Here is a 21,684-nt window from a genome sequence, read left to right as displayed (position 1 = left end):
CAGATTGAACAGCGTGACCGCGGTGCCCGACCATGTCGCCTGACATATTTCCGGCACCAGAGCGGAAACGGTCTGGCGGGCGGCGGTTCCGGATCACCGGCCCGCCGCCCGCCGCCGGTCACCGTCCGAACAGCTCCGGGTCGATCTCGATCCAGATCTGCTCGGCGCGGCCCAGCAGCCGCCCGTCGGCGCCGTACAGCGCGGTCGCCGCGTGCATCTTGCGGCCCTCCCGGCTGCGCGCCAGCCCCATCACCACGCACTCCTCGCCGGCCTCGGGCACATCGGTGACCTGCGCGGTCATCGTGCCGAGGACGGCCGGGCGGCCCGCCACGTCGAACGACCAGCCGCCGGGGCAGTCCAGCGCCGCCCACACCAGCGTCCGCTCCGGCACCCGGTCGGGCACCCACGGCGCCGCGACGGTGCCGTCGGCGACCTGCCCGGGCTCCAGCCGGAGCCCGTCGCCGGGCTCGCGCTCCGGCCCGCACACGAAGCAGCGCGGGAACGGGTGGTTCTCGATCGCCCGGAACTTCTCGGCCGCCTCCCGCGCCCGCGCGAACGGGACCGGCGGCACCGGCGGCACCACGATCGCCCCCGCGAGCGCCTCCGCGACCAGCGTCTCCCCGTCCCACATCCGCGCGCTGTGCCCGCGCTCATCCTCCGCGGTGACCGTCAGCTCGGTGTCGAGCGGCGGCGGCCGCCGCAGCGACACGGTCACCGTGTCGATCGGCACCCGACCCGCGAGCAGCCCCGCCGTGTACCCCCCGTTGCCCGACCCGTCCGGGCCGTGGAACCGCCTGTCGATGATCACTGGGTCCCCCGCAATCACATCCGCCGCACGAAAACGGCACCGATCATAATGAGCGGCACCGACAATGCGGTCCGTCGCCCCTGCTCTAGACCGCCCTCGACGGCTGGGGGCGGCCGGGGCGGGTGGTGAAGAACACCGAGAGGGAGCCGCGCAGGCGGGCCCGGACGGTGTCCTCGTCGACGTCGACGTCCGCGGGGACGGGGGTGCGCTCCAGCGCGCGGGAGATGAGCACGTCGACTCGGCGGTCGGCGACCAGGACCGAGCAGGTGTCGCAGGCGTACCAGGGGTAGAGCATGTTCAGCACGGCGACGGCGGTGTCGTCGTCGGACAGGTGCGTGGTGTCCAGCTCGACCTCGAACATGTCGGTGTCCTCGGGGTCGAGCGTGGGGTAGTAGAGCCACCTCGGCCCGTCGGCGCCGCAGAAGTCGCACGCGGGCTCGCCCGGGGACGGTTCGCCGACGGCGAGTTCCAGCTCGTGGTCCCACGGCTCCACCCGGCGGTTGTGCCGGTATCCCACCCCGTCCAGCGAACCCTCGCGGTTGTGGGTGACGTCGTGCACCTCGCCGCCGCAGCGGGCGCACATGAAGCCGATCTCCTCCATGTCCCTCCCTGATCGCTGAGGCACCGGTCTCACAGTATCCGGCCGGGGGGCTCCCTCGTACCGGGCGGCGCGATCGTTCGGGTACGTTGAGGATCTCCCGCCGCTCCGGCGATCCCGGCCCGGTGTCCCGGTCGCATACCCCGCGCGCCTCCCCGCATGTCCCGGTGCTCCTTCCGCGAGCCCGTCCGGCCGAGCCTTCGAAAGGGAGGTTCCCTTGTCCCTGCCCGCCCAGACCGACATCGTGCTCAACGCCGACAAGATAGACCTCGTCCGGGACCGGCGGACGCTGCTCGACCGGGTCACCATGACGGTGCTCCGCGGCGAGCACTGGGCGCTGATCGGCCCGAACGGGGCCGGGAAGAGCACGCTGCTCGGCATCCTCGGCGCCTACACGCACCCGACGCGCGGCACCGCGGAGATCCTCGGCCGCCGGCTCGGCCGGGTGGACGTGCAGGAGCTGCGGAAGCTGATCGGCCAGGTCAACCCGCGGCATCCGCTGCAGTCGGCGCGGACCGTCCGGGAGATCGTGCTGACCGGCGTGACCGGCACCATCGAGCTGGTGCCGCGCTGGACGCCGAGCGAGGACGAGCTGCGCCGCGCCGACGAGCTGATCGCGCTGCTGGGGCTGACGGCGCGCACCGACGCCCGGTGGCCGAACCTGTCGCAGGGGGAGCGGGGCCGGGTACTGATCGCGCGGGCGCTGATGCCGGACCCGCCGCTGCTGCTGCTCGACGAGCCCGCCACCGGCCTGGACGTCGCCGCGCGGGAGCGGCTGCTGGCGAGCATCGACCAGCTGCGGAGCGAGCGCCCCGACCTGACGACGGTGCTGGTCACGCACCACTTGGAGGAGCTGCCGACCAGCACGAGCCACGCGCTGCTGCTGCGCGAGGGGCAGGTGCTGGCGTCGGGTCCGGCGGACGAGGTGCTGACGACCGAGCTGGTCAGCGCGTGCTTCGACCACCCGATCACGATCACCCGGCACAGCGGCCGCTGGGCGGCCACGGCCGGACCCGCGTAACGGCACGCTAGTGCGCCGCCACGCGGTGGCGCGCGAGGTGGGCGAGGACCGACTGGTTGGCCTCCCAGCCGTCCGGGAACTTGACCGGCACGCCGAGGTGGACGGGTTCGGTGGACGGGTGCGCGTCCAGCAGTTCGGGGATGCCCGCCCGCGCCACCACGACGCACGCGTGCCGATGCCGGGACGCCAGGACGCACAGCCGCCCCGACTCCAGGTGGAACGCGGTGGCGTCGCGGCGGCCCGACAGCGGGTGCAGCATGACCGTGACGTCGTACTCGCGCCCCTGCAGCCGGTTCGCGGTGTCGACGGTGATGCCCTCGCCGTGCTCGCCGAGCGCCGCGCGGATCGCGGTGACCTGGTCGCGGTGCGCGGCGCCGATCGCGACGCGGGTCGCGTCGACCGGCTTCGAGCCGAGCTCGGAGTGCGCGACCGGGCCGCGCTGCATTAGCCGCACGGCCAGCGCCGCCGTCGCGCGTACGGCTTCGGCGTCGGTGCGCAGCGTGTGCCGCGCGGGCAGCTCGTACAGCGCCCATCCGGTCGCCGCGGCCTCCTCCAGCGCGTGGTCGTAGCTGGTGCCCATGCCGCGCGCGCCGTACTCCAGCCGCCGGTCGCCCTCGTCCGTCCCGGCGCGGAAGCCGGTGAACGGGTAGAACGCGTCCGACACGACGGGCGCCGCCGAGGCGGGCAGCCGCCACGACACCGGCAGCCGGTGGACGGGCAGGTCCGGGTTGTGCGCGAGCAGGACCGACACGGCGCTGCGCATCGGGTCCCACGCCAGCCCGGCCCAGCGTTCGACCTCGACGGTGGAGAACGGGTCGAGCTGCCCGGGGTCGCCCACGAACAGCGCCCGCTCGAACCGCCCGGCGATGCGCAGCAGCATGTCGGAGCGCATCTGGTACGCCTCGTCGACGATCGCCCACGGCCACGACCCGTCCGGCAGCGTCGCCCACTTCGCGGCGGTCGCGATGACGATCGTGTGCTCGGCGAGGTCGTCGGCCTTCTGCGCGACCCGCACCGACGGATGCGCCAGCACCCGCTCGGACGGCAGGTAGCCCGACGCGGACAGCCGGCCCAGCGTCAGCCCCGGATGCTTCGTCGCGATCCGCTCGATGAGGTCGTCGACCTGCTCGTTGGTCTGCGCCACGATCATCAGCCGCTCGCCCGCCTCGGCGAGGTGCGCGGCCGCACGGACCACCAGCGTCGACTTGCCCGCGCCCGGCGGGGAGTCGACCACCACGCCGCGGTGGCCGCCGCCGAGGTCGGCGAGCACGCCGTCCACGGCCCGCGACGCGGCCTCCCCGGGGCCGAGGACGGCGGACGGCTCCGGTCCGGCCGGCGCGACCGGGCGGCGTTCGGTCATGACCAGTCCTCTTCGGCGTCCTCGTCGGTCGGCGCGTACTCCTCGGGCGGCCCGCCGTGCGTCCACGGCGTGTCCTCCCGGTCGGGGAACTTCGCCGCGCCGAACGAGCCCTCCGTCAAGGAGGTGAAGCACACGTGCTCGCCCACCCGCGGCACGGCGCCCGGTTCGGGGGTGAGCTTGCGGCCCATCCCGCCGGTCAGCTCCAGCAGCACCCCGCCGCCGCCGATCTCCACGATCCTCCCCTTCAGCGCCGGGCGCGCCGCGTTGTACACGGTCGTCCCGATGTCGAGCCGCACGGGGTCCTCGGTGCGGACGCGCAGCAGCGGGCGCAGCTTCGGCCGCTTCCCCGTCTCGTCCAGCCGGGCCGGGTCGCACTCGGTGACCGGCCCGCCGAACGCCTGCCCGGCCAGCCGGTGCTCGGCCATGACCAGGGGGTCGTCGAACGCGCGCTGCGCCTCGTAGGCGTCCTGGGCGCGTTCGAGATCGTGCAGCCGCCGCGCCGCCCGGACGGGCGGGTCGCGGCGCGCCTGAGGATACGCCTCGCCGAACGTCTGGTGGTAATAGGTGAAGGCGTCCCGGTCCCGCTCCCAGCGGCGCGCGACGCTCGCGCCCTCCGGCATCGCGCGCAGCAGCTCGACCGCCCGCCACATCAGGTCCCAGGTCGGGGTCAGCTGCCCGGCGATGAGCGCGCGGAGCCGGTCCCCGGTGCGCGGGTCGCCGCCCGACCGGTCGTAGGCGGCGATCGCCGGGGCGAGCACCTCGTTGTCGAACGTCGGGTCCGTCGCGGGGCCGGCCGGCGGGCAGGTCACCGGGTCCTCGGCGCGGGCCGCGGCGGCGGGGCCGTCCAGGCCGTCCGGCGGGTCGATCCAGCCCATCAGCGCGGCGAGGTTGCCGTCCTCCACCGAGCTCTGCCCCGTCGCCCAGTGCAGCCGCAGCACCTCCGTCATCGCCCGCAGCAGCGACGACCCCGGATGGTCGTGCCGGTCGGCGAACCACGTCAGCCACCGGCCGAGCACCGGCACCGCCGGGTCGACCGCGTACGGGCCCTCGGTGCTGCGGAACCGCGTCGACCGGCCCATCAGCCGCAGGAACGAGACGCCGCCCCGGTTCGGCACGAGCAGCTGCGGCGCGTTCCCGTACCGGATCCGCTCGTCGCCCTCCTTGCCCGGCGGCAGCTCCTCCACCTCGCCGCGGCTCGTCTCGATGTGGTTGAGCACGAGCTTGGCCAGCTCCGCCGCGAACGCGAACCGCAGGTCGCGGTTGCGCGGCTGCGGCACCACCAGCAGCGACGGATCGTCCGGCACCGACCCGACCATGACGGCCAGCGGTGCCGCCGCCTCGCCCGCGAGCTTCAGCGGCACCAGCACCAGCGGCGCGTCGGACACGTGCACGTGCCGGACCGTCGCCAGCGGCTGCGCGACCCCGGCCCGCACCGCCTCCAGGCGCGCCAGCGAGCTCAGCGCGCTCATCGGGCCGTCACGCGATGCCCTCGCGTCCGGTGCCGAGGGCTTCGGCGCGCAGCCGCGCCGCGGCTCGCAGCTGCTCGGCCGTCTCTGCGAGGTCGTCGGACGGGCTGAGCGACCCGTCCGCGAGGCCCAGCGCCGTGCCGATGGTGTCGACGCCGCCGAGGTCGTCGCGCACCGACCGGCCGAGCGCGCCCGTCGCGCCGCAGGCGCGCGCCTCGTCCCGGCAGAAGTACGCCATCTCGCAGCCCGCCATGCACTCGGGCGCGTAGCGCGCCTCGACCGTGCGGACGGAGTCGGCGAGGTGCTCGCCGGGCTCGAACGTCAGGTCGCCGGGCAGCGCGTCGAGGATCCGGTCGATGCGGGTGAGGCGCGCGAGCTGCCGTTCCAGCACGGCCAGCTGCGGGCGGACGTCCAGCGGCGTCGCGGTCGGCCGGTTGGAGAAGTTCTCCGGGCAGACGAGGAACACCTCGTGCGACACCCGCCGCGGATCGTGGCCCAGCTCGGCGACCAGCCGGCGCAGCGCCAGCACGTACACCGCCGACTGCCGCGCGGCCGCCGCGACCTGCTCGGGCTCGGCCTGCCCGTCCACCACCGCGAACGACTTGATCTCGATGACGTGCAGCCGGCCCTCGATCTGGAACGCGATGACGTCCGGCTCCAGGTAAGCGAGCTGCCCGCCGATCTCCAGCCGCAGCAGCGGATGGTCGAACAGGGTGCCCTCGCCCGTGCCGAGCGCCCGGGCGAGCAGCCGCCGGGTGCGGGCGTGCCGCAGCTCCCGGCCCTCGTTCCCGGCGACGACCTCCAGGTCGTCGTAGGCGGCCTCGGACACCGCCAGGCCCATCCGGTCGCGCAGCAGCGTCAGCAGCTCCGCGCACCCGTCGGCCTTCACCTGCGCCTCGAACGCGTTGCCGCGCGTGATGGCGAACTGCGACTGCCCGAACGGGGCGGGGAACCCGAGCGCGCGCGCCACCGCGTCCTTGTCGACGCCCGCCGCGTCCATCAGCCCGCGGCGGGCGCAGCCGGGATTGGCGGTCAGCGCCGCGATCGTGCGGGCGTCGTGGTTGCGCGGCGGAGCGCTTCCGCGCAGCCGGTCCAAGTCCGGCGCGGTCTCGGTCATCGGTCCGTTTCTCCAGAGCTGGCACGTCGCCGTGCGGAATCCTGCAGGGCCCGCAGCCGGCTGCCGAACAGCCGTTCCGCGTCGTCGAGCTGGGCCCGGGCTCGCCCGGCGGCCGACGCGCGGCGCCGCCGGTCGGGCTCCCGGTGCACGTCCAGCTCGGCCCGGGCGGCCTCGGCGAGCACGGCCGGATCGACTGTACCGACCGTACCGGTGACCGCACCGGGAATGTTGGAGGCGAACCGCCACAGCAGCCGCTGCGCGTCCGGCGAGGGCGCCGTGCGGCCGGCGTGCTCGGCGAGGCGGATCGCGGAGGAGAGGAAGTCGGTGCGCGGGCTGAGCGGCCCGACGATCCGCTGCTCCAGCGGCCAGGTGCTCACCGTGAGCAGGCCGCGGGCGGGCGCGAGCAGGTCGGCGGTCAGCGCGGCGCACAGGTAGTAGGGCCGTGCGTAGGGCGCGGTGCGGAACGAGCGCTCCTCGTCGCGGCGCAGGCTCGTCAGCCGTGTCCCGGGGATCTCGCCGGGGAAGAACGCCGCGTACACCGAGCCGATGAGCTTTGGCGCGGCGGGCACGCCGAGCAGCGTCAGCGCCTGGTGGACCTGGTCGCGGACGGGCAGCAGCCCGCGGAGCCCCTGGTTCCCGGCGGGCGCGGGCGCCTCGGCGGGCGCGTGCGCGTCGGGTTCGCCGGGCTCATCGGCGTCGCCGAGGACGGCGGCGTCCCACTCCTGCTCGGCGCGGCGCAGGTCGGCGCGCAGCGCGCGGGCCGCCCGCCGGTCGCCGGCCGCCATGGCGCGGCGCACGCCGGCGCGCAGTTCGGCGATGCGCGCCTCCAGCGCGTCGGGGGCCGGGACGCCGGGGGACGGGGGCATGCGGCAGACGGTACAGGAGCTTCCAGACAGTTCCAGCGTTTTCCAGTTTTCGCGGCGGTGGTCCCCGGTCAGCGCGCCCGGTGCCAGACGATGGAGTACCGCCAGAGCAGATGCCGGCGGAACACCGCTCCCGGCAGCAGCCGCAGCGCCCCGTCCCGCACTTCGCCCCAGGTCATGTCGGGGTCGGCGAGCGGCGCGCCCGGCTCGCCCGCGGACCCGCGCTTCAGGACCCGGCGGTGCAGGACGTGCCCGGGCACGCCCGCAGCGCTGTAGATGAGGTCCTTCAGGCCCGCGTTGTTCGCCAGGCCGATCACGACGAGCGCGCCGCCCGGCCGGACCGCGTCGCGCATCGCCGCCAGCCCGGCCGCGAAGTCCATATGGTGGATCGCGGCGACGCAGCACACGAAGTCGTAGTGCCGCTCCGGCAGGTCGTACTCCAGCAGCCCCGCCTCGACGAAGTCGACGTTGCCGACGCCCTCGCTCAGCGTCTTCGCCCTGACGACCATCTCCGCCGACCGGTCGAGCCCGGTGACGTGCCCGGCGCGCGGCGCGAGCCGGCGCGCGAGCAGGCCGTCGCCGCAGCCGACGTCGAGCGCCTCGCCGCAGCCGCGCGGCACGTTGCGCAGCACGACGCGATGGTAGTGGGTGTTGTGGTTCCAGTACTCCGCAGGCGTCTCGGTCATCGCACCTTCGCTCAGGATCGCGGGTCGCGTCGCAGCGGATGCCCCTCCGGCACCTCCACGATGACGATCTTCACACCGTCCGGGTCCTCGAGCCACATCTCCACCAGGCCCCACGGCTCCTCGCGCGGTTCGCGGACGACCCGCGCCCCCGCCGCCGCGAGCCGCTCGTGCTCGGCCCGGACGTCGCGGACCTGCAGCCAGACCATCGGGGACGGGCCGGCGCCGCCCGGCCCGTGCCCCGACACCTCCAGGAACCCGGGCCCGAGGAAGAACACGACGCCGGGCGAGTCGGGCGGCCCGAACTCGCGGTACACCGCCAGTCCGAGCACGTCGCGGTAGAACCTCTGACTGCGCTCGAGGTCGGCGGGGCGCAGCAGGATGCGGCTGCTCAGTACCTCCATGCCACCATCCTCGCCCCGCTCCCGCCGCCGCCGCGCACCGCCACGCCCACGGGCCCGGACGGATCAGCCGAAGCTCGCCCGGTAGGTCGCGGCCATGTCCTCGTCGCCGTGCCCCTGCTCGATCACGCGGCGGAACCGGTCGCCCGCCGCGTCGTTGACGTCGACGCGCACGCCCGCCGACGCGGCGGCGTCGTGGATCAGCCGGGTGTTCTTCTCGGCGTTGCGGACGGCGAAGCTCGTCGTGAAGTCGTCGGCGAGCATCGCCTTCATCTTGATCTGCAGGTAGGCGTTGTCGAGCGGGCCGCCGGTGAGGACCTCGCCGAGCAGGGCCGGGTCGAGCCCGAGCCCCTTGGTCAGCGCGATGGACTCGGCGATCACGGAGGTGAGCGAGATGGCGTAGCTCACCGCGGCCAGCTTCAGCCGGGTTCCGGCGCCGCCCGCGCCGTCCTCGTCGAGCCAGACGGTCCTGCTGCCGATCGCGTCGAAGACCGGGCCGAGGACCGTGCGGGCGTCCTGCGGCCCGGCCGCGAGGACCATCAGCGTGCCCTGCTCGGCGGGCTGCTTGGTGCCCTGTACGGGGGAGTCCACGAACGTCGCGCCATGCTCGGCGGCGAACGCGGCGAGCCGCGGGACGTCGTCCACGCCGACCGTGCCCATCTGCGCCCAGACCTGCCCGTCCCGCAGCGCGGGCGCGGCCTCGGCCATCACGGCCAGCGCCGTGTCGCCGTCGTTCAGCATGGTCATGACGACGTCGGCGCCCGCGACGGCCTCGGCGGGCGAGCCCGCGACGGCGGCGCCGTCGGCGGCGAGCGGCTCGGCGCGTTCCCGGGTGCGGTTCCAGGCGGCGACCCCGTGGCCGTTCTTCAGCAGGTTCCGGGCCATCGCGGCGCCCATGATCCCGGTGCCGAGCATTGCGATCTGCGTCATCTCCGGCTCCTTTTGGACTGCTCGATACATAATCGTGCGGGACAAGCCTGGCACACGGCCGCGCGTCGCGCATCCCGGGATGCCCTTACCCGCCGGCGGCCGCTCATCGCGGCGCCGCGCGCCCTTTCGCGCGGCGGTGGCGGTGGGTCTCAGCCGTAGGCGGGGCTGCCGTCCGGCACCTCGGCGAAGGCGTCGGTGTACGGCGCCGCGAACACCTCGAGCGTGTGCTCCAGCTGCGCCGACCACCAGGACACGAGCCCGGCCGCGCCGCGCCCGCCCGCGCCCTCCTCGCCGAGATAGCGGTGCCGCAGCGGCGCGACGTCGCACAGCCGCTCCCACCACTCGCGGTGCACCGCCGCCTGGATCTGCCCGGCGTCCAGCGGGAACGCCGCGCGGTGCCCGCGCACGAACGCCTGCACCCGGTCCAGGTCGAGCCCGCGCTCGTCCTCGCAGGCGAACAGCCGCGCCGCCGCCCGCACGACCTCGCCCGCGACGGGCCCGGTCGTCAGCGCGTCCCAGCCGAGCACCGCCGTGACGTTGCCCGCCCCCGCGTACCGCAGATGCTCCGCATGGAACGCGCCGTGCAGGTGGCCGACCGTGCTGACCTCGATCTCCGGCGGCTGATGCCCGGCGAACTCGGCGAGCAGCGCGCGCCGCTCCCGCAGCCTGCGCGCGGTCAGCGCGTCGAAGTCGGTGCCGCCGCCGTCGGCGGGCACGGCCTCCAGCATCGCCTCGACGGCCGCCGCCGCGTCCGCCGCGCGCGGCGTCGGCACGAGCAGGCTCTGCTGCATCGGCGGCGTGATCCGGTCCATCTCGGCGTGCAGCCGGCCGAGCAGCCCGCCGAGCTCCTCGCACTGCGGGAAGGTCAGCTCGAGCCCGCCGCGCCGTCGCCCGGCGACCCACGGGTACAGCGCGTAGGCGTGCCCGGACGCGGTGACGAGCGTCCGTCCGGACCGGGCGGGCAGCGGCGCGAGCACGGGGAGCCCCGCGGCGTCGAGCGCGCCCGTCACCTCGTGCTGGAAGAGGACGCGCCCGCGCTCGGCCGGGGCGTACTCCTTCAGGAGGAACGGGCCGGCGGACGTGCCGACCCGCCAGCACCGGCGGCCGGACGCGGCGCCGACGGCCTCGGGCGTCCGCGCCGTGCCGAGTTCCCAGCGCTTCAGCAACCGGGGCGGCGGGCCCTCGCCCGCGGCGCCGTCGCCGGTGCCGGGCGCGGCGGCGCCGTGCTCGGCAACACCGCGCTTCGCGACGCTGGGCTTCTCAGCGCCGTGCTCATCGGCGCTGCGGGACGTCGGCACCTTCGCACCTCGGCGGCCTCGGACGGACGGCGGTCGAACGGATGTTCCCACCAGACGCTACACGCCCCGGCGCCCCGGCGAAAGGGAACCGGCCGGGCCGGGCGGTTCGCGCCCGCGCCCGGCGCCGCCCGCGTCAGACCCGCTCGAGGACGACGACGGGGATCTCGCGGTCCGTCTTCTGCTGGTACTCGTCGTAGGCGGGCCACGTCGCCGCCATCTTCTTCCAGAACGCGGGCTTCTCCGCCGCCGTCGCGGTGCGCGCCCGCGCGGTGAACCGGTCGCCCTTCACCTGCACCTTCACCTCGGGGTTCGCCTCCAGGTTCAGGTACCACTCCGGCGGCTCGTCCGCGCCGCCCTTGGACGCCACGACGAGGTAGGCGTCCCCTTCGGGCTGGTAGATGAGCGGCGTCGTGTACTCCTTGCCGCTGCGCCGTCCGGTCGTGGTGAGCAGCAGCGTGACCGTGCCCTGCCAGTCGTGCCCCTCCGCACCGTCGGTCTCCTGGTAGCGGGCGACGTGCTCCTTGCCGTACAGCATCGAGTCCTCCTCCATCCGGTTCGGCCGTGCAACGGCCACCTGTGTGAACTCCCGAACCCCGGATGACCTTCCCCGTGACGGGGGCCCAAAGCCCTGTCGCTCATTACGCTGGGGACGGTGAGCGATCCGGCTGAGTTGGCGCGGCGATGCGCCGAGACGATGTACGCGGGCGACAAGGTCGCCCAGGACCTCGGGATGGAGGTCACCGGCATCGCGCCGGGACGGGCCGTCCTGCGCATGGCGCTCACCCCGGCGATGGTGAACGGGCACGGCATCGCCCACGGCGGCTACCTGTTCCTGCTGGCCGACTCGGCGTTCGCCTACGCGTGCAACACCCACGGCGCCGTGACGGTCGCCGCGTCCGCCGACGTCGTGTTCGTCGCCCCGGCCCGGGCCGGCGACGTGCTGGAGGCGACCGCCGTCGAACGCACCCGGTACGGGCGCAGCGGCGTCTACGACGTGACGGTCCGGCGCGTGCCGGAAGGGGACGTCATCGCGGAGTTCCGCGGCGGGAGCCGCAGCCGCGATGAGCGCGTCCTGGACGAGGCGGCGGACGCGGGCGGGCCGCCGCGCTAGCTAGCGCGCGCTCACAGCTCCTTCAGGATGCCGGTGAGCAGCCGGCCCGTGTCGTCGGGACGCGCGGCGGTGATGCACAGGTTGTTCATCGCGCGCATGTAGGTGTCGACGTCGGTCGGCTTGTCCAGGTACAGGGCGCTGGTCAGCTGCTCGAGGTAGACGACGTCGGACAGGCCGGGCTCGGCGAACCGCAGGATGGTGAACGGGCCGCCGGCCGCCGCGTGCCCGCCCGCCCCGAACGGCACGATCTGCAGCGTGACGTTCGGCAGCTCCGACATCGCGATGAGGTGCTCGAGCTGCCGGCGCATGACGTCGCGGCCGCCGAGCGGGCGGCGCACGACCGCCTCGTCCAGCACGGCCCACAGCGTCGGGGCGCCGGGCGAGGTGAACCGCCGCTGGCGGGTCGTGCGGAGCTGGACGCGCCGCTCGACCTCCTCGTCGGAGGCGTCGGAGTAGCCGAGGCGCACCACGGCCTTCGCGTAGTCCTCGGTCTGCAGCAGGCCCGGCACGAACTGCAGCTCGTAGGTGCGCAGCAGCGACGCGGCCTCCTCCAGCCCGAGGTAGACCTCGAACCAGCTCGGCAGGACGTCGCCGTAGCGGTGCCACCAGCCCGGGGTGTTGGCCTCCTTGGCCAGCTCCAGCAGCGGCGCGCGCTCCGCCGGGTCGTTCACGCCGTACAGCGTCAGCAGGTCGGAGACGTCGCGCTCCTTGAACCCGACGCGCCCCAGCTCCATCCGGCTGATCTTGGAGTGCGAGCCGCGGATCTCGTAGCCCGCCTGCTCGGTGGAGATACCGCGCTCCTCCCGCAGCCGGCGCAGCTGGGCGCCGAGCAGGATGCGCAGGACCGTGGGCCCGCCGCGCCGCGGGTAGTCGATCAGCCTGCCGGGCTGATCGTCCTCGGCCGGAGGCAGGGAAGCGGCTGAATCCTGGGGCAAGGGGTCACCAGCCAGTCGACGGGTCAGTTCTCGGGCGGAACGGCACCGCCCTATGTTAGAGGATCGAAGCACGTTTTTGGGAAGTATGAAAAAGCGCGTCTTCCGCAAAACGACCCATCCGCGTGAGAAACGCCCCGGGCTGGACGGTCCGTGCGCCGATCGGCGCGGGTGAGGATACTCCCGCCGGGCCCGTGGATCGAACCGGGCGGCGCCCGCACGGCGCGGATCACCGTTTTGGAGCGTGACCACGGCCCGTGACCAGTGCCGTCGGTGGCCGTCCGGGTGCGGAACGTGGCGACGGGGTGACGATCTCGTTGACCGGGAGGTCATTTCCATGGCGGCGAAGTCACCGTTGGCCCATGAATTGCCTGGCGTTCCGCGCTCATGCGCCCGCCAATCGGCATCGGCTTTCCGGCGCCTATCGTATGACGCGTAAATGACGGCGGTCACATCGTTCGGTGAATATCGAGGGGGCGGGAACAGGCGGCGCGCCCGCGGGTCGGCGACCGGCGAGCCAGGAAGCCATCCCCCGAGGAGGACGTCATGAGCAGGCTGCCCGACGCGGCCAAGGACCTGCTGAACCGCCCGCTGCCGGGATGGGCGACGACCGTCCGTCCGGACGGCTCGCTGCACAACACGGTGGTGTGGATCGGGCTCGACGGCGACGACGTCCTCATCAGCACCGCCGCCGGGCGCGCCAAGGAGCGGCACCTCGAACGCGACCACCTACCCCGTCCAGGAGGGTGAGGTGCGCCTCACCGTCCGCATAACGCCTGATCAGGTCCTTACAGCGCGGGCGGGTGACCAAGCTCTCGTCCGCTGCGGGCGATCTCCGGTTCCGGGACGGCGTTCACTTGTCAAGAGGGCGCCGCGCACCGCGGCGACGCCCGCGGCGCCCGGCCCTTCCCGGAACATCACCGAGATCCATCCTGGGGGAACCATGAACGCGACCCTCGAGCGACCGGAGGTCCGGTTTCTCACCTCGGGCGAGGTCACGGACGCCCAGCGCACGGAGGCCGAGCGTGCCGTCCGCGCGGCGCTGGACGGTACTGGGGCCGCGTCCGTGCAGGTCACGCTGAGCATCGTGGCCGACCCGGCGCTGCCCAGGCCGGCCCTCGCCAGGGCCGTCGCCGAGCTCGGCGGGCAGCGGCTGCGCGCGCAGGCCGCCGCGCCGACCCTGGAGGAGGCCATCGGCCTGCTCCGGCACCGGCTCGCGGTCCGCGCGTCCTACCGCCGGGCGGGCTGACCCGCACTGGTCCGCACGGAACGGGCGGCGGCGCCCCACCGGGCGCCGCCGCCCACCCGTTTGCGCACCACCGGCCGCCTATGCGTCCCGCCGGGCGAGCACGAAGCCGGCGAACGCGAGCGGGACGAGCGCATAGGCCAGGAGGACGGCGGCCGCCGCAGGCGGTGACAGCGAGTCCCCGTAGAATCCCGGTGCGGTACTCCGACGTCGCCGCGAGCACGCCGAGCACTCCGAGGCACAGCTGGGCGACCCAGCCGCCCAGCTCCTGCAGCGGGCGCAGCAGGAACCGCGCGCGCCGGGCGGGGTCGAGGCCGTCCCACCCCGACGACGGCGCGTCCAGCCCCAGCAGGACGCGCATCGTCGTCGACCTCCCCGCGCCGTTCGGGCCGAGGAACCCGGTGACCGTCCCCGGGCGCACCTGGAACGACAGGCCGTCCACGGCGACGGTCCCGCCGTAGCGCTTGGTCAGCTCCCTTACTTCGATCATGACGTCAACGCTCCCGCCGGACGCCGCCCCGGCGCATCGGAACCCGGTCGGGACCCGTCGGTCCGCCCCTGCTCCGAGACCGCGCCGCCGCATCGGACCCAGGTCTGACGCCCGCCGGCACGACGCGCCCCGGCACGCCGTCCGGCTACCGTCGTGACGTGCACGAATCCGAGCCGGCCTCCCCGCACGCCCAGCCCGCCCGCGGCAGGCGGCCGATCGCCTGGACACCGCGGTCGCGGTCCTCTACACGCTGTTCCTGCTGGTGTTCTCCGGCGGCCGCGACACCCCGGCGCTCCTCGCCGTGCCCGTCGCCGCCGCCATGGGACTGCCGCTCGCCGTCCGGCGGATCCGGCCCGTCCCGGTCTTCGGCGCCGTCCTCGCCGCGTCCACCCTGGCTCTGATCCTCGGACTGCCCTGGGACTTCTACGCCGCCGCCGGCTACGCGCTCTACCCGCTCGCGCTGGAACTGCCCCGCGCGCGCTTCGTCCCCACCCGGGCGATCGGCGTGCTGAGCGCGATCCCCATCCTCGGCGGCGCGCTGGTCGGGCCGAAGAACTGGCAGGCCGAACAGGGCGGCCGCGCGGTCCTCGGCATCGCCGTCCTCGGCGCGTCCTGGGCGCTCGGCCGCGCCGTCCGCGACCGCCGCGCCTACACCGCCCGGGCCGCCCGCCGCCTCGCCGAGACCGCCGTCGGCGAGGAACGGCTCCGTATCGCCCGCGAGCTCCACGACATCGTCGCGCACAGCATGAGCCTCATCGCCGTCAAGGCGGGCGTCGCCGTCCACGTCGCCGAGGCCCGCCCGCAGGAGGCCCTCGACGCGCTGCGCGTCATCGGGTCCACCAGCCGCGGGACGCTCGGGGAGATGCGCCACCTGCTCGGCGTCCTGCGCGCCGACGAGCCCGGCCTCGCCCCCGCGCCCGGCCTCGGATCACTGCCCGGCCTCGTCGAACGCGCCGCCATGGCCGGCGTCCGCGTCGACCTCGACGTCCGCGCGGGCGACCTGCCGGACGGCGTCGCGCTCGCCGCCTACCGGATCGTCCAGGAGGCCGTCACCAACGTCGTCAAGCACGCCGCGCCCGCCCGCTGCCGCGTCCTGGTCGAGGCCGCCGGCGGGCGCGTCCGCATCGAGGTGGACGACGACGGCCCCGGCGTCCGCGTCCTGCCCGGCGCCCCCGGCCACGGGCTCATCGGGATGCGCGAACGCGTCATGATGTACGGCGGCGACTTCACCGCCGGCCCCCGCCGGGAAGGCGGCTTCGGCGTCGCCGCCGCCTTCCCCTACGAAGCCTGGGAGCACGTTGGAACTGCGCGTCCTCGTCGCCGACGACCAGACCCTGGTGCGCGGCAGCTTCCGCGTCCTGATCGACACCGCGCCGGGGCTGCGCGCCGTAGGCGAAGCCGGCACCGGCGCGGAGGCCGTCGGGATCGCCGCGCGCGAACGGCCCGACGTCGTCCTCATGGACGTCCGGATGCCGGAGATGGACGGCATCGAGGCGACCCGGCGCATCTGCCGCGACCTGCCGGACGTCCGGGTCCTCATCCTCACGACGTTCGACCTGGACTCCTACGTCTACGCGGCGCTGCGGGCCGGTGCCAGCGGGTTCCTGCTGAAGGACACCCCGCCCGCCGACCTGCTGTCGGCCATCCGCGTGGTCGCCTCCGGCGAGTCGCTGCTCGCCCCGACCGTGACCCGCCGGCTGATCGCCGAGTTCGTCCGCCGGCCCGCCCCCGCGGGGCCGCCGCCCGCCGGCCTCGGCGCCCTGACCGACCGCGAGCGCGAGGTCCTCGCCCTCATCGCCCGCGGCCTGTCCAACACGGAACTCGCCGAGCACCTGCATCTCAGCCCCGCGACCGTGAAGACCCACATCGGCCGCCTGCCGGCGAAGCTCCAGGCCCGCGACCGGGCCCAGCTGGTGATCGCCGCCTACGAGACCGGCCTGGTCCGCCCCCGCTGACGCCCGCGTGCGGGTCGCCTTGCGGCAGGTGCGGGTCAGCCGTCCAGCAGGTGCGGGGCCAGCCGCTCGAACTGGTCGGCGGACGAGGCGAGGTCCGGCTGGAACACCGTCACGCAGACATGGTCGGCCCCCGCGTCCAGGTACGCCTTGACGCCCTTGGCCACCGCGGCCTCGTCGCCCCAGCTGAAACAGGCGTCGATGACCGCGTCGGAGCCGCCGCCCGCGAGGTCCGCGTCCGAGAAGCCCAGGTTCTTGAGCGCCCCGATGTAGGGCGACCCCGGGATGGTGAAGGCCCCGGCCTGGCGGGCGATGCCCCGCGCCTTCGCCGGATCGGTCTCGAGGATCACCGGCTGCGCGGCGATCAGCAGCTTGTCGGGGCCGAGCATCTCCCGCGCCCGGCGCGTGTGCTCGACGGGCATCATCGCGGGAAGCATCCCGTCCGCGCGCTCCCCGGCCAGGCGCTGCATCTTCGGCCCCAGCGCCGCGATCAGCCGGGGGAACGGCACCTCCGGCTTCGGCGCCGCCTCCACCGCGACGTCCATTCCCTCGATGTACCCGCGCATGCGGGCGAGCGGGCTGGTCCACGTCTGGCCGCTCTGCTCGACGATCGCGCCCATGCTGACGCCGATGCCGAGCGCGAGCCGTCCCGGGTAGGCGTCCGCCAGCACCGACGCGGCGCCCTGCATCGCGGCCGGGTGCCGCGCCCAGAGGTTCGCGATCGCCGACCCGAGCACGATCCGGTCGGTCGCCGCGAGCATCACGCCGAGCTGCGTGAACACCTCCCGGCCGCCGATCGCCTCGTTCACCCAGATCGCGCCGTAGCCGGCGTCCTCCACCCGGCGGGCGGCCCGCCGCCATTCCTCCGCCGGGGCGAGGGGCGTCATCAGGCCCACCCCGATCCGCCCCAGCCGCCGCCTCGCCTCGAGCACCGGGTCCTTGCCCATGGCCGTCTCCTTCGGACGTACAATCGGAACGATCAACCCGGTTAGGACAATACCGGAACGCTCGCCCCGTTTGTCAAAGGAGGCAAGGCGCTCGTGCCCGACGCTCCGTCCCGCCGGACCGAGACCGAGCCGCGCCGCGCGGACGCGCGGCGCAACCGGAGCCGGATCCTCCAGGCCGCGCTCGAGGCGTTCGCCGCCGAGGGGCGGCTCGTCCCGCTCGACGACATCGCCCGCCGCGCCGGCGTCGGCGCCGGGACGGTCTACCGCAACTTCCCGACCAAGGAGGCCCTGTTCACGGCCGTCGTCACCGAGCGCTTCGAGAGCATCATCGAGGAGGCGCGGTCGCTGGCCGGCGCCGACGACCCGGGGGAGCGGTTCTACGGGTTCCTGATGTGGGTCGTCGAGCGCGCGATGTTCAACCACGCCATCTGCGACGCGCTGGCCCCGGAGGACGGGGTCGAGGCCTTCGGCGCCGTCGAAGAGGAGTTCAACGAGGCCCTCGACGCACTGCTCCGCCGGGCCCAGGCGGCGGGGGACGTGCGTGCGGACATCGACCTGCGGGACGTGCGGGGCCTGATGGCCGGATGCGTGGTCGCCGAGCGGCTGCGGCGCGCCGACGGGCCCGCCGGGCGCATGACCGCGCTCGCCTGCGACGCGCTTCGCCCCCCTGCTGTAACGAAACTCCGTGACGAAAGTCTGCCGGTGTCACGCAACGACATCCGGTGCGAGGTCTGCGGGACCCCGCTGGCGGCCGCGCGCACCGGCCGCCCCGCACGGTACTGCGGCGCCGCCTGCCGCCAGAAGGCCCACCGCCGCAGGTCCGCCGCGCCGGAATCCGGTTGAATCCACCGCGCGTCCTGCGGCATGGCACACCGCTCGTCCGCCGGATCCATGGGCTGCTCCAGGCGGGCCGGACCGCCCAGGCCCAGGCCCTCCTCCCCAGGGAGCGCCTCTACCCGCTGCCTCCTGCTCTGGCCCGGGCCATCGGGGCCGGCTGACCGCCACTGTCACGAAACGTACCGGATCCGGTACGCCTCCAGCCGGTCGGCGAGCTCCTTGGGGCGGCTGAGCGCGACGAGATGCCCGCCCGGCATGTCGTCGACCGGTATGTCCAGGCGCTCCCGGACGACCCGGCGCTGGAACGGCAGGGGGAAGAGCCGGTCGTCCCGGCCCTGCAGGAACACGGTCGGCGTGTCCGGCCACTTCTCCAGAGGCCAGGGGTCCTCGAACGGCTTGCCCGACTGCGACTGCTCGCCCCGCGCGAACGCTTCGGCCGTCACCTCCGGCGCGACGTCATGGAAGAAGCAGTCCTCCGGATCGAACTCGGCGGGCGGAGTCCGCCCCTCCCGCGCCGCCTGCTCGGCCATGGCCGCGGCTTGACCGGTGTTGGCCCACCACGCGCCGCCGGTCTCGCCGGGCAGCGGGACCATCGCGTTCAGCAGGACGAGCAACGCCACCGGGACACGGGCGCACACGAGCGGCGCGGTGAGCCCGCCCATCGACTGCGCCACCAGGACGACCCCGGCGCGGTCGCCGATCGCTTCCACGACAGTGTCCGCGTACTCCGCGAGCCCCGCCGACTCGTCGGCCGCCGGCAACTCGACGGCGATGACCTCATGCCCGCGGGCCTGGAGTTCAGGGACGAGAAGATGCCAGAACCAGGCGCTCCCACCCGCCCCGGGAACAAGGACGTACGTTGCCATGCTCGTGCTCCTCTCCCCGGCACCGCACCCGAGGGCCGACGCTACCGGCCGGCACCGACAGGGCGCCGTCGTGTAGGACGGCTCGTCGGGCTTTGCTCGAACACCTGTTCGGGCTAGGGTCTGGTCTCGTGCTGATCGATGAACCCGTCTCCGCGGAGACGACCCCGGTGGGCCACCCTTCTCAGATCACCGGCGCGCGCGGCTGCTTCCGGGTCCGCCGGGTCCTGGCGCAGTGGCAGGAGCCCGGCGAGGCCCGTTTCTACCGGCTCCAGGTCACGACGCCGGACGGCCCCGCGATCGCGGAGGTGGTCGGACCGGCCGCCGGGGCCGCCGGTCCGTGGACGCTTCGCCGGTTCTGGCCCTGACGCGGGGGCGTTCCGTTGTGCTCGCCGCCGGGGGAAGCTCTCGGCGCCTGAGCTTGGAGCCGCAAGACGATGCGCCGGGAGAGACCAACTCGATCGGTGTGCTTCGCGGAGCGGCTCGGCTCGCCGCGCGACCAGGCGCCGGCGCACGCGTCCTTGGCTCGGTCGGCTTCTCCGGCGAACGCCGGCCCGGTGCCGTCGGGAAACTCCTGGACGCCCCACATCCGGTCCTGAGCGGCGCGTTCGGCAGTGATGTCCGCAAGGACCTTCTCCAGGGAGCCCGGCTCCTGTTCGTTCCGCATGACGACTGACGCTAACCGGCGCGCCGGTGTCGGCGCCCGGCCGCTCAGTCCGGCGCGGCGTCGTCGGGCTCGCAGCTCAGGTAATGGTGCAGGACGGGCGGCAGCTCGTCCCAGAGCCACTCGTTGAGAGTGCCCGGGAAGTCCTCCGGTGCCTGGATCGAAAGGCGGCGGGGTCCGGTCTGGACGAGTCGCACGGGGACGGGTCCGTCATCCCACACCTGGTCCCGGCTTCCCCAGAACGCCGCGAAGTCGGCGCTCGTCAGGACGAGTTCCGAGTGCAGGACGTGCTCGCCGCGATGCCTGCCGAGAGGCAGCAGCCGCTGGGCGGCGGTCCGGACGAGGTTCAGGGCGGCGAGGTCGTGGGGGCATGCCACGCCGGTGATCTCCAGCTCGGGGAGGCCGAAGCGGCGCAGGCCCCGGGTGGTGATGCCGACGCAGGAGCAGCCGTCGAGCTCGTCCTCGTCGGCGGTGCACCGGCCGGCGTTCCGGTAGGGCGGCAGCACGGCGCCCGTCCAGCCGTCCGCGAGGACGAAGTCCTCCGGGCGGGGCACGGGCGGCGGGTGCACGACCTGGTTCATGTCGAGGTCGACGGGCACGCCGCCGAGCGATCCGGCCAGCACCTCGGCCGTGGCGCGTGCGATGTGCGGGCCGGCGGGCAGATCGGCGACCGGCAGGACCGAGGTCACCCCGACGTGCCAGTCGCCGCGGCGGACCCGCTCGACGTCGTCCGGGTCGGTACCGGTCACCGACCGCAGGTCCCAGGGCGACACCTCGGCCTTGTGCGCGGCCACCATCAGGGCCGGCGTGCCGAGCCGGTGGAACATCGCGGCGCCCAGCCGCCCCGGCAGGCCCTGCCGGAGGGCGGTGGCGACGTCGTCGGGAGCCCGGTCGGCGGCGACGACGAACCGGGCGGTGGTCTCCTCGGGAACGGTGATGGTGATCGACAAAGGGAGCCTCCTTCGGGGGCCTGGCGACTTCGCGTGACGTCGTCAAGCCTCGAGGAGGCGCGACGAAAAGGTGACCTGAACGCGATTCTGTGGATAAGGGCCGCCATTTGATGGTGAAAACGGGAGAAATGTCCGAAGGTGGGTTCGTGGAGGCAGTGGCCCACGGGCCCGGCGTGGGAGGCTGGCAGCATGAATGCGATAGGGCGGCTGGGGATCGGCCTTGCGGCGGTGGGGCGTCCCGCCTACATCAACGTGGGCAGGGCAGAAGAGCTGCCCGAAGCCCGCGGCGTCAAGCAGATGCGCCGCGCGACCTGGAGCCTCCTTGACGACGCCTACGCGACGGGGATCCGATGGGTTGACACCGCCCGGTCGTACGGACGCGCTGAAGAGTTCCTGGGGGAATGGCTCACCACGCGTAAGCCGGACGGGTTGACCATCTCCAGTAAGTGGGGCTACACGTACGTCGGAGGCTGGCGGCTCGATGCCCCAGTGCACGAGGTCAAGGAGCACAGCCCTGACCGTTACCGCGCCCAGTACACGGAGACGCGTGCGCTTCTCGGCGACCGTCTCTCGGTCTATCAAGTCCATTCGCTTACCGAGGACAGCCCGCTCTTCGACGATGTCGGGCTTCAGGAGGCCCTGGCCGAAGCGGCGGCCCAGGGCGTTCGGGTGGGGTTCTCCACGTCCGGACCCGGGCAGGCGGGCACCATCCGCCGTGCCATGCGCCTCGAGGTCTCCGGCAGGCGGCTGTTCAGCACCGTGCAATCGACATGGAATCTCCTGGACACCTCCGCCGGGCCGGCCCTCGAGGAGGCACATGCGGCCGGCCTGCACGTCCTGCTCAAGGAGGTGCTCGCGAACGGCCGGCTGGCCGTGAGCCCCCCGCCCGCGTTGGCCGCCATGGCGGCGGAGAAGAACACCGGCGCCGACGCGCTGTCCCTGGCCGCCGCGCTGAGCCGGCCCTGGGCGGACACGGTCCTGATCGGAGCCGTCAGCCCCGGCCAGTTGCAGGCGAACCTGGCGGCGACAGACTTGCCCCTGGACGAGCGGGAGTTCGAGGTGCTGGCGGGCCTGAGCGTCGCGCCGGAACGCTACTGGCGGGAGCGCAGTGAGCTCCCCTGGGCCTGACCGGCCGGAGCGAAGGGCC

Annotated in this window: 23 protein-coding genes and 2 pseudogenes; 9 read left to right on the top strand and 16 right to left on the bottom strand. The window is 74.2% G+C overall.

Annotated features, from left to right (window positions below; translation table 11 throughout):
- Window positions 1-118 precede the first annotated feature (118 nt).
- Together F8568_RS18200 and F8568_RS18195 are read right to left on the bottom strand one after the other, a co-directional pair.
- Window positions 119-808 (bottom strand): hypothetical protein, encoded by a 690-nt coding sequence (locus F8568_RS18200; protein WP_151594740.1) that lies wholly within the window; start codon window positions 806-808, stop codon window positions 119-121.
- A gap of 85 nt (window positions 809-893) precedes the next feature.
- Complete coding sequence (locus F8568_RS18195; protein WP_151594739.1) at window positions 894-1,409, bottom strand: hypothetical protein; 516 nt, start codon at window positions 1,407-1,409, stop codon at window positions 894-896.
- Window positions 1,410-1,623: 214 nt separating this feature from the next.
- On the opposite strand from F8568_RS18195, the gene F8568_RS18190 reads away from it, so the two are divergent.
- A complete protein-coding gene (locus F8568_RS18190) occupies window positions 1,624-2,427 on the top strand; it encodes an ABC transporter ATP-binding protein (protein ID WP_151594738.1) in 804 nt (267 codons plus the stop codon).
- A 7-nt stretch (window positions 2,428-2,434) separates the two neighbouring features.
- Here the strand turns inward: F8568_RS18190 and F8568_RS18185 are convergent, their stop codons facing one another.
- The 9 genes from F8568_RS18185 to F8568_RS18145 all read right to left on the bottom strand — a co-directional run bounded on the left by F8568_RS18185 (window position 2,435) and on the right by F8568_RS18145 (window position 11,080).
- A complete protein-coding gene (locus F8568_RS18185) occupies window positions 2,435-3,787 on the bottom strand; it encodes an AAA family ATPase (RefSeq protein ID WP_151594737.1) in 1,353 nt (450 codons plus the stop codon).
- The gene (locus tag F8568_RS18180; protein ID WP_151594736.1) at window positions 3,784-5,256 is read right to left on the bottom strand and encodes a hypothetical protein; all 1,473 of its coding nucleotides are present in this window, start codon (window positions 5,254-5,256) and stop codon (window positions 3,784-3,786) included. The genes F8568_RS18185 and F8568_RS18180 overlap by 4 nt, the downstream gene beginning before the upstream one ends.
- Before the next feature lie 7 nt (window positions 5,257-5,263).
- Window positions 5,264-6,370 (bottom strand): hypothetical protein, encoded by a 1,107-nt coding sequence (locus tag F8568_RS18175; RefSeq protein ID WP_151594735.1) that lies wholly within the window; start codon window positions 6,368-6,370, stop codon window positions 5,264-5,266.
- A complete protein-coding gene (locus F8568_RS18170; protein ID WP_151594734.1) occupies window positions 6,367-7,236 on the bottom strand; it encodes a hypothetical protein in 870 nt (289 codons plus the stop codon). Before F8568_RS18170 ends, F8568_RS18175 begins: the two co-directional genes overlap by 4 nt.
- 68 nt (window positions 7,237-7,304) lie before the next feature.
- Window positions 7,305-7,919, bottom strand: coding sequence for a class I SAM-dependent methyltransferase (locus tag F8568_RS18165; RefSeq protein ID WP_151594733.1), 615 nt, complete (start codon window positions 7,917-7,919; stop codon window positions 7,305-7,307).
- Between the two features lie 11 nt (window positions 7,920-7,930).
- Window positions 7,931-8,320, bottom strand: a complete 390-nt coding sequence (locus tag F8568_RS18160; protein ID WP_151594732.1) for a VOC family protein — start codon at window positions 8,318-8,320, stop codon at window positions 7,931-7,933.
- Between the two features lie 63 nt (window positions 8,321-8,383).
- Window positions 8,384-9,247 (bottom strand): NAD(P)-dependent oxidoreductase, encoded by an 864-nt coding sequence (locus F8568_RS18155; RefSeq protein WP_151594731.1) that lies wholly within the window; start codon window positions 9,245-9,247, stop codon window positions 8,384-8,386.
- A gap of 149 nt (window positions 9,248-9,396) precedes the next feature.
- Window positions 9,397-10,545, bottom strand: coding sequence for a phosphotransferase enzyme family protein (locus F8568_RS18150; RefSeq protein ID WP_328600939.1), 1,149 nt, complete (start codon window positions 10,543-10,545; stop codon window positions 9,397-9,399).
- A 133-nt stretch (window positions 10,546-10,678) separates the two neighbouring features.
- Entirely contained in the window at window positions 10,679-11,080 is a 402-nt protein-coding gene (locus tag F8568_RS18145) for a nitroreductase family deazaflavin-dependent oxidoreductase (protein WP_151594863.1), read from the bottom strand.
- Between the two features lie 159 nt (window positions 11,081-11,239).
- Between F8568_RS18145 and paaI the strand changes: the two genes are divergently transcribed.
- A complete protein-coding gene (gene paaI / locus F8568_RS18140; protein ID WP_151594862.1) occupies window positions 11,240-11,656 on the top strand; it encodes a hydroxyphenylacetyl-CoA thioesterase PaaI in 417 nt (138 codons plus the stop codon).
- A gap of 11 nt (window positions 11,657-11,667) precedes the next feature.
- Here paaI and F8568_RS18135 read toward each other — a convergent pair whose 3' ends face one another.
- Window positions 11,668-12,534, bottom strand: coding sequence for a helix-turn-helix domain-containing protein (locus F8568_RS18135; RefSeq protein WP_151594861.1), 867 nt, complete (start codon window positions 12,532-12,534; stop codon window positions 11,668-11,670).
- Between the two features lie 600 nt (window positions 12,535-13,134).
- On the opposite strand from F8568_RS18135, the gene F8568_RS18130 reads away from it, so the two are divergent.
- Window positions 13,135-13,338 carry a pyridoxamine 5'-phosphate oxidase family protein gene (locus tag F8568_RS18130; RefSeq protein ID WP_236008880.1) on the top strand — a complete coding sequence of 68 codons (204 nt, stop codon included), beginning with the start codon at window positions 13,135-13,137 and terminating at the stop codon, window positions 13,336-13,338.
- A 193-nt stretch (window positions 13,339-13,531) separates the two neighbouring features.
- Window positions 13,532-13,837: a hypothetical protein gene (locus F8568_RS18125; protein WP_151594860.1), complete on the top strand. Its 306-nt coding sequence runs from the start codon at window positions 13,532-13,534 to the stop codon at window positions 13,835-13,837.
- A gap of 256 nt (window positions 13,838-14,093) precedes the next feature.
- Here the strand turns inward: F8568_RS18125 and F8568_RS18120 are convergent.
- Window positions 14,094-14,324 (bottom strand): annotated as a pseudogene (locus F8568_RS18120) (ATP-binding cassette domain-containing protein); the annotation flags it as partial.
- A 262-nt stretch (window positions 14,325-14,586) separates the two neighbouring features.
- Between F8568_RS18120 and F8568_RS51475 the strand changes: the two are divergent.
- Together F8568_RS51475 and F8568_RS18110 are read left to right on the top strand one after the other, a co-directional pair.
- Window positions 14,587-15,543, top strand: a pseudogene (locus F8568_RS51475) (sensor histidine kinase); the annotation flags it as partial.
- A gap of 79 nt (window positions 15,544-15,622) precedes the next feature.
- Entirely contained in the window at window positions 15,623-16,279 is a 657-nt protein-coding gene (locus F8568_RS18110) for a response regulator transcription factor (RefSeq protein WP_202125109.1), read from the top strand.
- A gap of 35 nt (window positions 16,280-16,314) precedes the next feature.
- Here the strand turns inward: F8568_RS18110 and F8568_RS18105 are convergent, their stop codons facing one another.
- Entirely contained in the window at window positions 16,315-17,223 is a 909-nt protein-coding gene (locus F8568_RS18105; protein WP_151594730.1) for a TIGR03620 family F420-dependent LLM class oxidoreductase, read from the bottom strand.
- Window positions 17,224-17,316: 93 nt separating this feature from the next.
- Here F8568_RS18105 and F8568_RS18100 point away from each other — a divergent pair, with 93 nt between their 5' ends.
- A complete protein-coding gene (locus tag F8568_RS18100) occupies window positions 17,317-18,066 on the top strand; it encodes a TetR/AcrR family transcriptional regulator (RefSeq protein WP_328600938.1) in 750 nt (249 codons plus the stop codon).
- 164 nt (window positions 18,067-18,230) lie between these two features.
- Here the strand turns inward: F8568_RS18100 and F8568_RS18095 are convergent, their stop codons facing one another.
- Entirely contained in the window at window positions 18,231-18,926 is a 696-nt protein-coding gene (locus tag F8568_RS18095; RefSeq protein WP_151594729.1) for an alpha/beta fold hydrolase, read from the bottom strand.
- A 128-nt stretch (window positions 18,927-19,054) separates the two neighbouring features.
- Here F8568_RS18095 and F8568_RS18090 point away from each other — a divergent pair, with 128 nt between their 5' ends.
- Entirely contained in the window at window positions 19,055-19,291 is a 237-nt protein-coding gene (locus F8568_RS18090; RefSeq protein WP_151594728.1) for a hypothetical protein, read from the top strand.
- 343 nt (window positions 19,292-19,634) lie between these two features.
- On the opposite strand, the gene F8568_RS18085 is transcribed toward F8568_RS18090, so the two are convergent.
- The gene (locus tag F8568_RS18085) at window positions 19,635-20,537 is read right to left on the bottom strand and encodes a hypothetical protein (protein WP_151594727.1); all 903 of its coding nucleotides are present in this window, start codon (window positions 20,535-20,537) and stop codon (window positions 19,635-19,637) included.
- A gap of 189 nt (window positions 20,538-20,726) precedes the next feature.
- Here F8568_RS18085 and F8568_RS18080 point away from each other — a divergent pair, with 189 nt between their 5' ends.
- Window positions 20,727-21,665 (top strand): aldo/keto reductase, encoded by a 939-nt coding sequence (locus F8568_RS18080; RefSeq protein ID WP_151594726.1) that lies wholly within the window; start codon window positions 20,727-20,729, stop codon window positions 21,663-21,665.
- The last annotated feature ends 19 nt before the right edge of the window (window positions 21,666-21,684 follow it).

Origin of the sequence: Actinomadura physcomitrii (assembly GCF_008923205.2) — a bacterium.
In the GTDB taxonomy this organism is placed as follows: domain Bacteria; phylum Actinomycetota; class Actinomycetes; order Streptosporangiales; family Streptosporangiaceae; genus Spirillospora; species Spirillospora physcomitrii.
The sequence above is the reverse complement of the archived record's forward strand: the minus strand, read 5'-3'. Positions and strand labels throughout refer to the sequence as shown.

Bases quoted from the DNA above. Each gene is read 5' to 3' on its own strand.
- F8568_RS18195 (WP_151594739.1), bottom strand. From the start codon at position 1,409: ATGGAGGAGATCGGCTTCATGTGCGCCCGCTGCGGCGGCGAGGTGCAC.
- F8568_RS18185 (WP_151594737.1), bottom strand. From the start codon at position 3,787: ATGACCGAACGCCGCCCGGTCGCGCCGGCCGGACCGGAGCCGTCCGCC.
- F8568_RS18180 (WP_151594736.1), bottom strand. From the start codon at position 5,256: ATGAGCGCGCTGAGCTCGCTGGCGCGCCTGGAGGCGGTGCGGGCCGGG.
- F8568_RS18175 (WP_151594735.1), bottom strand. From the start codon at position 6,370: ATGACCGAGACCGCGCCGGACTTGGACCGGCTGCGCGGAAGCGCTCCG.
- F8568_RS18170 (WP_151594734.1), bottom strand. From the start codon at position 7,236: ATGCCCCCGTCCCCCGGCGTCCCGGCCCCCGACGCGCTGGAGGCGCGC.
- F8568_RS18165 (WP_151594733.1), bottom strand. From the start codon at position 7,919: ATGACCGAGACGCCTGCGGAGTACTGGAACCACAACACCCACTACCAT.
- F8568_RS18160 (WP_151594732.1), bottom strand. From the start codon at position 8,320: ATGGAGGTACTGAGCAGCCGCATCCTGCTGCGCCCCGCCGACCTCGAG.
- F8568_RS18155 (WP_151594731.1), bottom strand. From the start codon at position 9,247: ATGACGCAGATCGCAATGCTCGGCACCGGGATCATGGGCGCCGCGATG.
- F8568_RS18145 (WP_151594863.1), bottom strand. From the start codon at position 11,080: ATGCTGTACGGCAAGGAGCACGTCGCCCGCTACCAGGAGACCGACGGT.
- paaI (WP_151594862.1), top strand. From the start codon at position 11,240: ATGTACGCGGGCGACAAGGTCGCCCAGGACCTCGGGATGGAGGTCACC.
- F8568_RS18130 (WP_236008880.1), top strand. From the start codon at position 13,135: ATGAGCAGGCTGCCCGACGCGGCCAAGGACCTGCTGAACCGCCCGCTG.
- F8568_RS18125 (WP_151594860.1), top strand. From the start codon at position 13,532: ATGAACGCGACCCTCGAGCGACCGGAGGTCCGGTTTCTCACCTCGGGC.
- F8568_RS18105 (WP_151594730.1), bottom strand. From the start codon at position 17,223: ATGGGCAAGGACCCGGTGCTCGAGGCGAGGCGGCGGCTGGGGCGGATC.
- F8568_RS18095 (WP_151594729.1), bottom strand. From the start codon at position 18,926: ATGGCAACGTACGTCCTTGTTCCCGGGGCGGGTGGGAGCGCCTGGTTC.
- F8568_RS18080 (WP_151594726.1), top strand. From the start codon at position 20,727: ATGAATGCGATAGGGCGGCTGGGGATCGGCCTTGCGGCGGTGGGGCGT.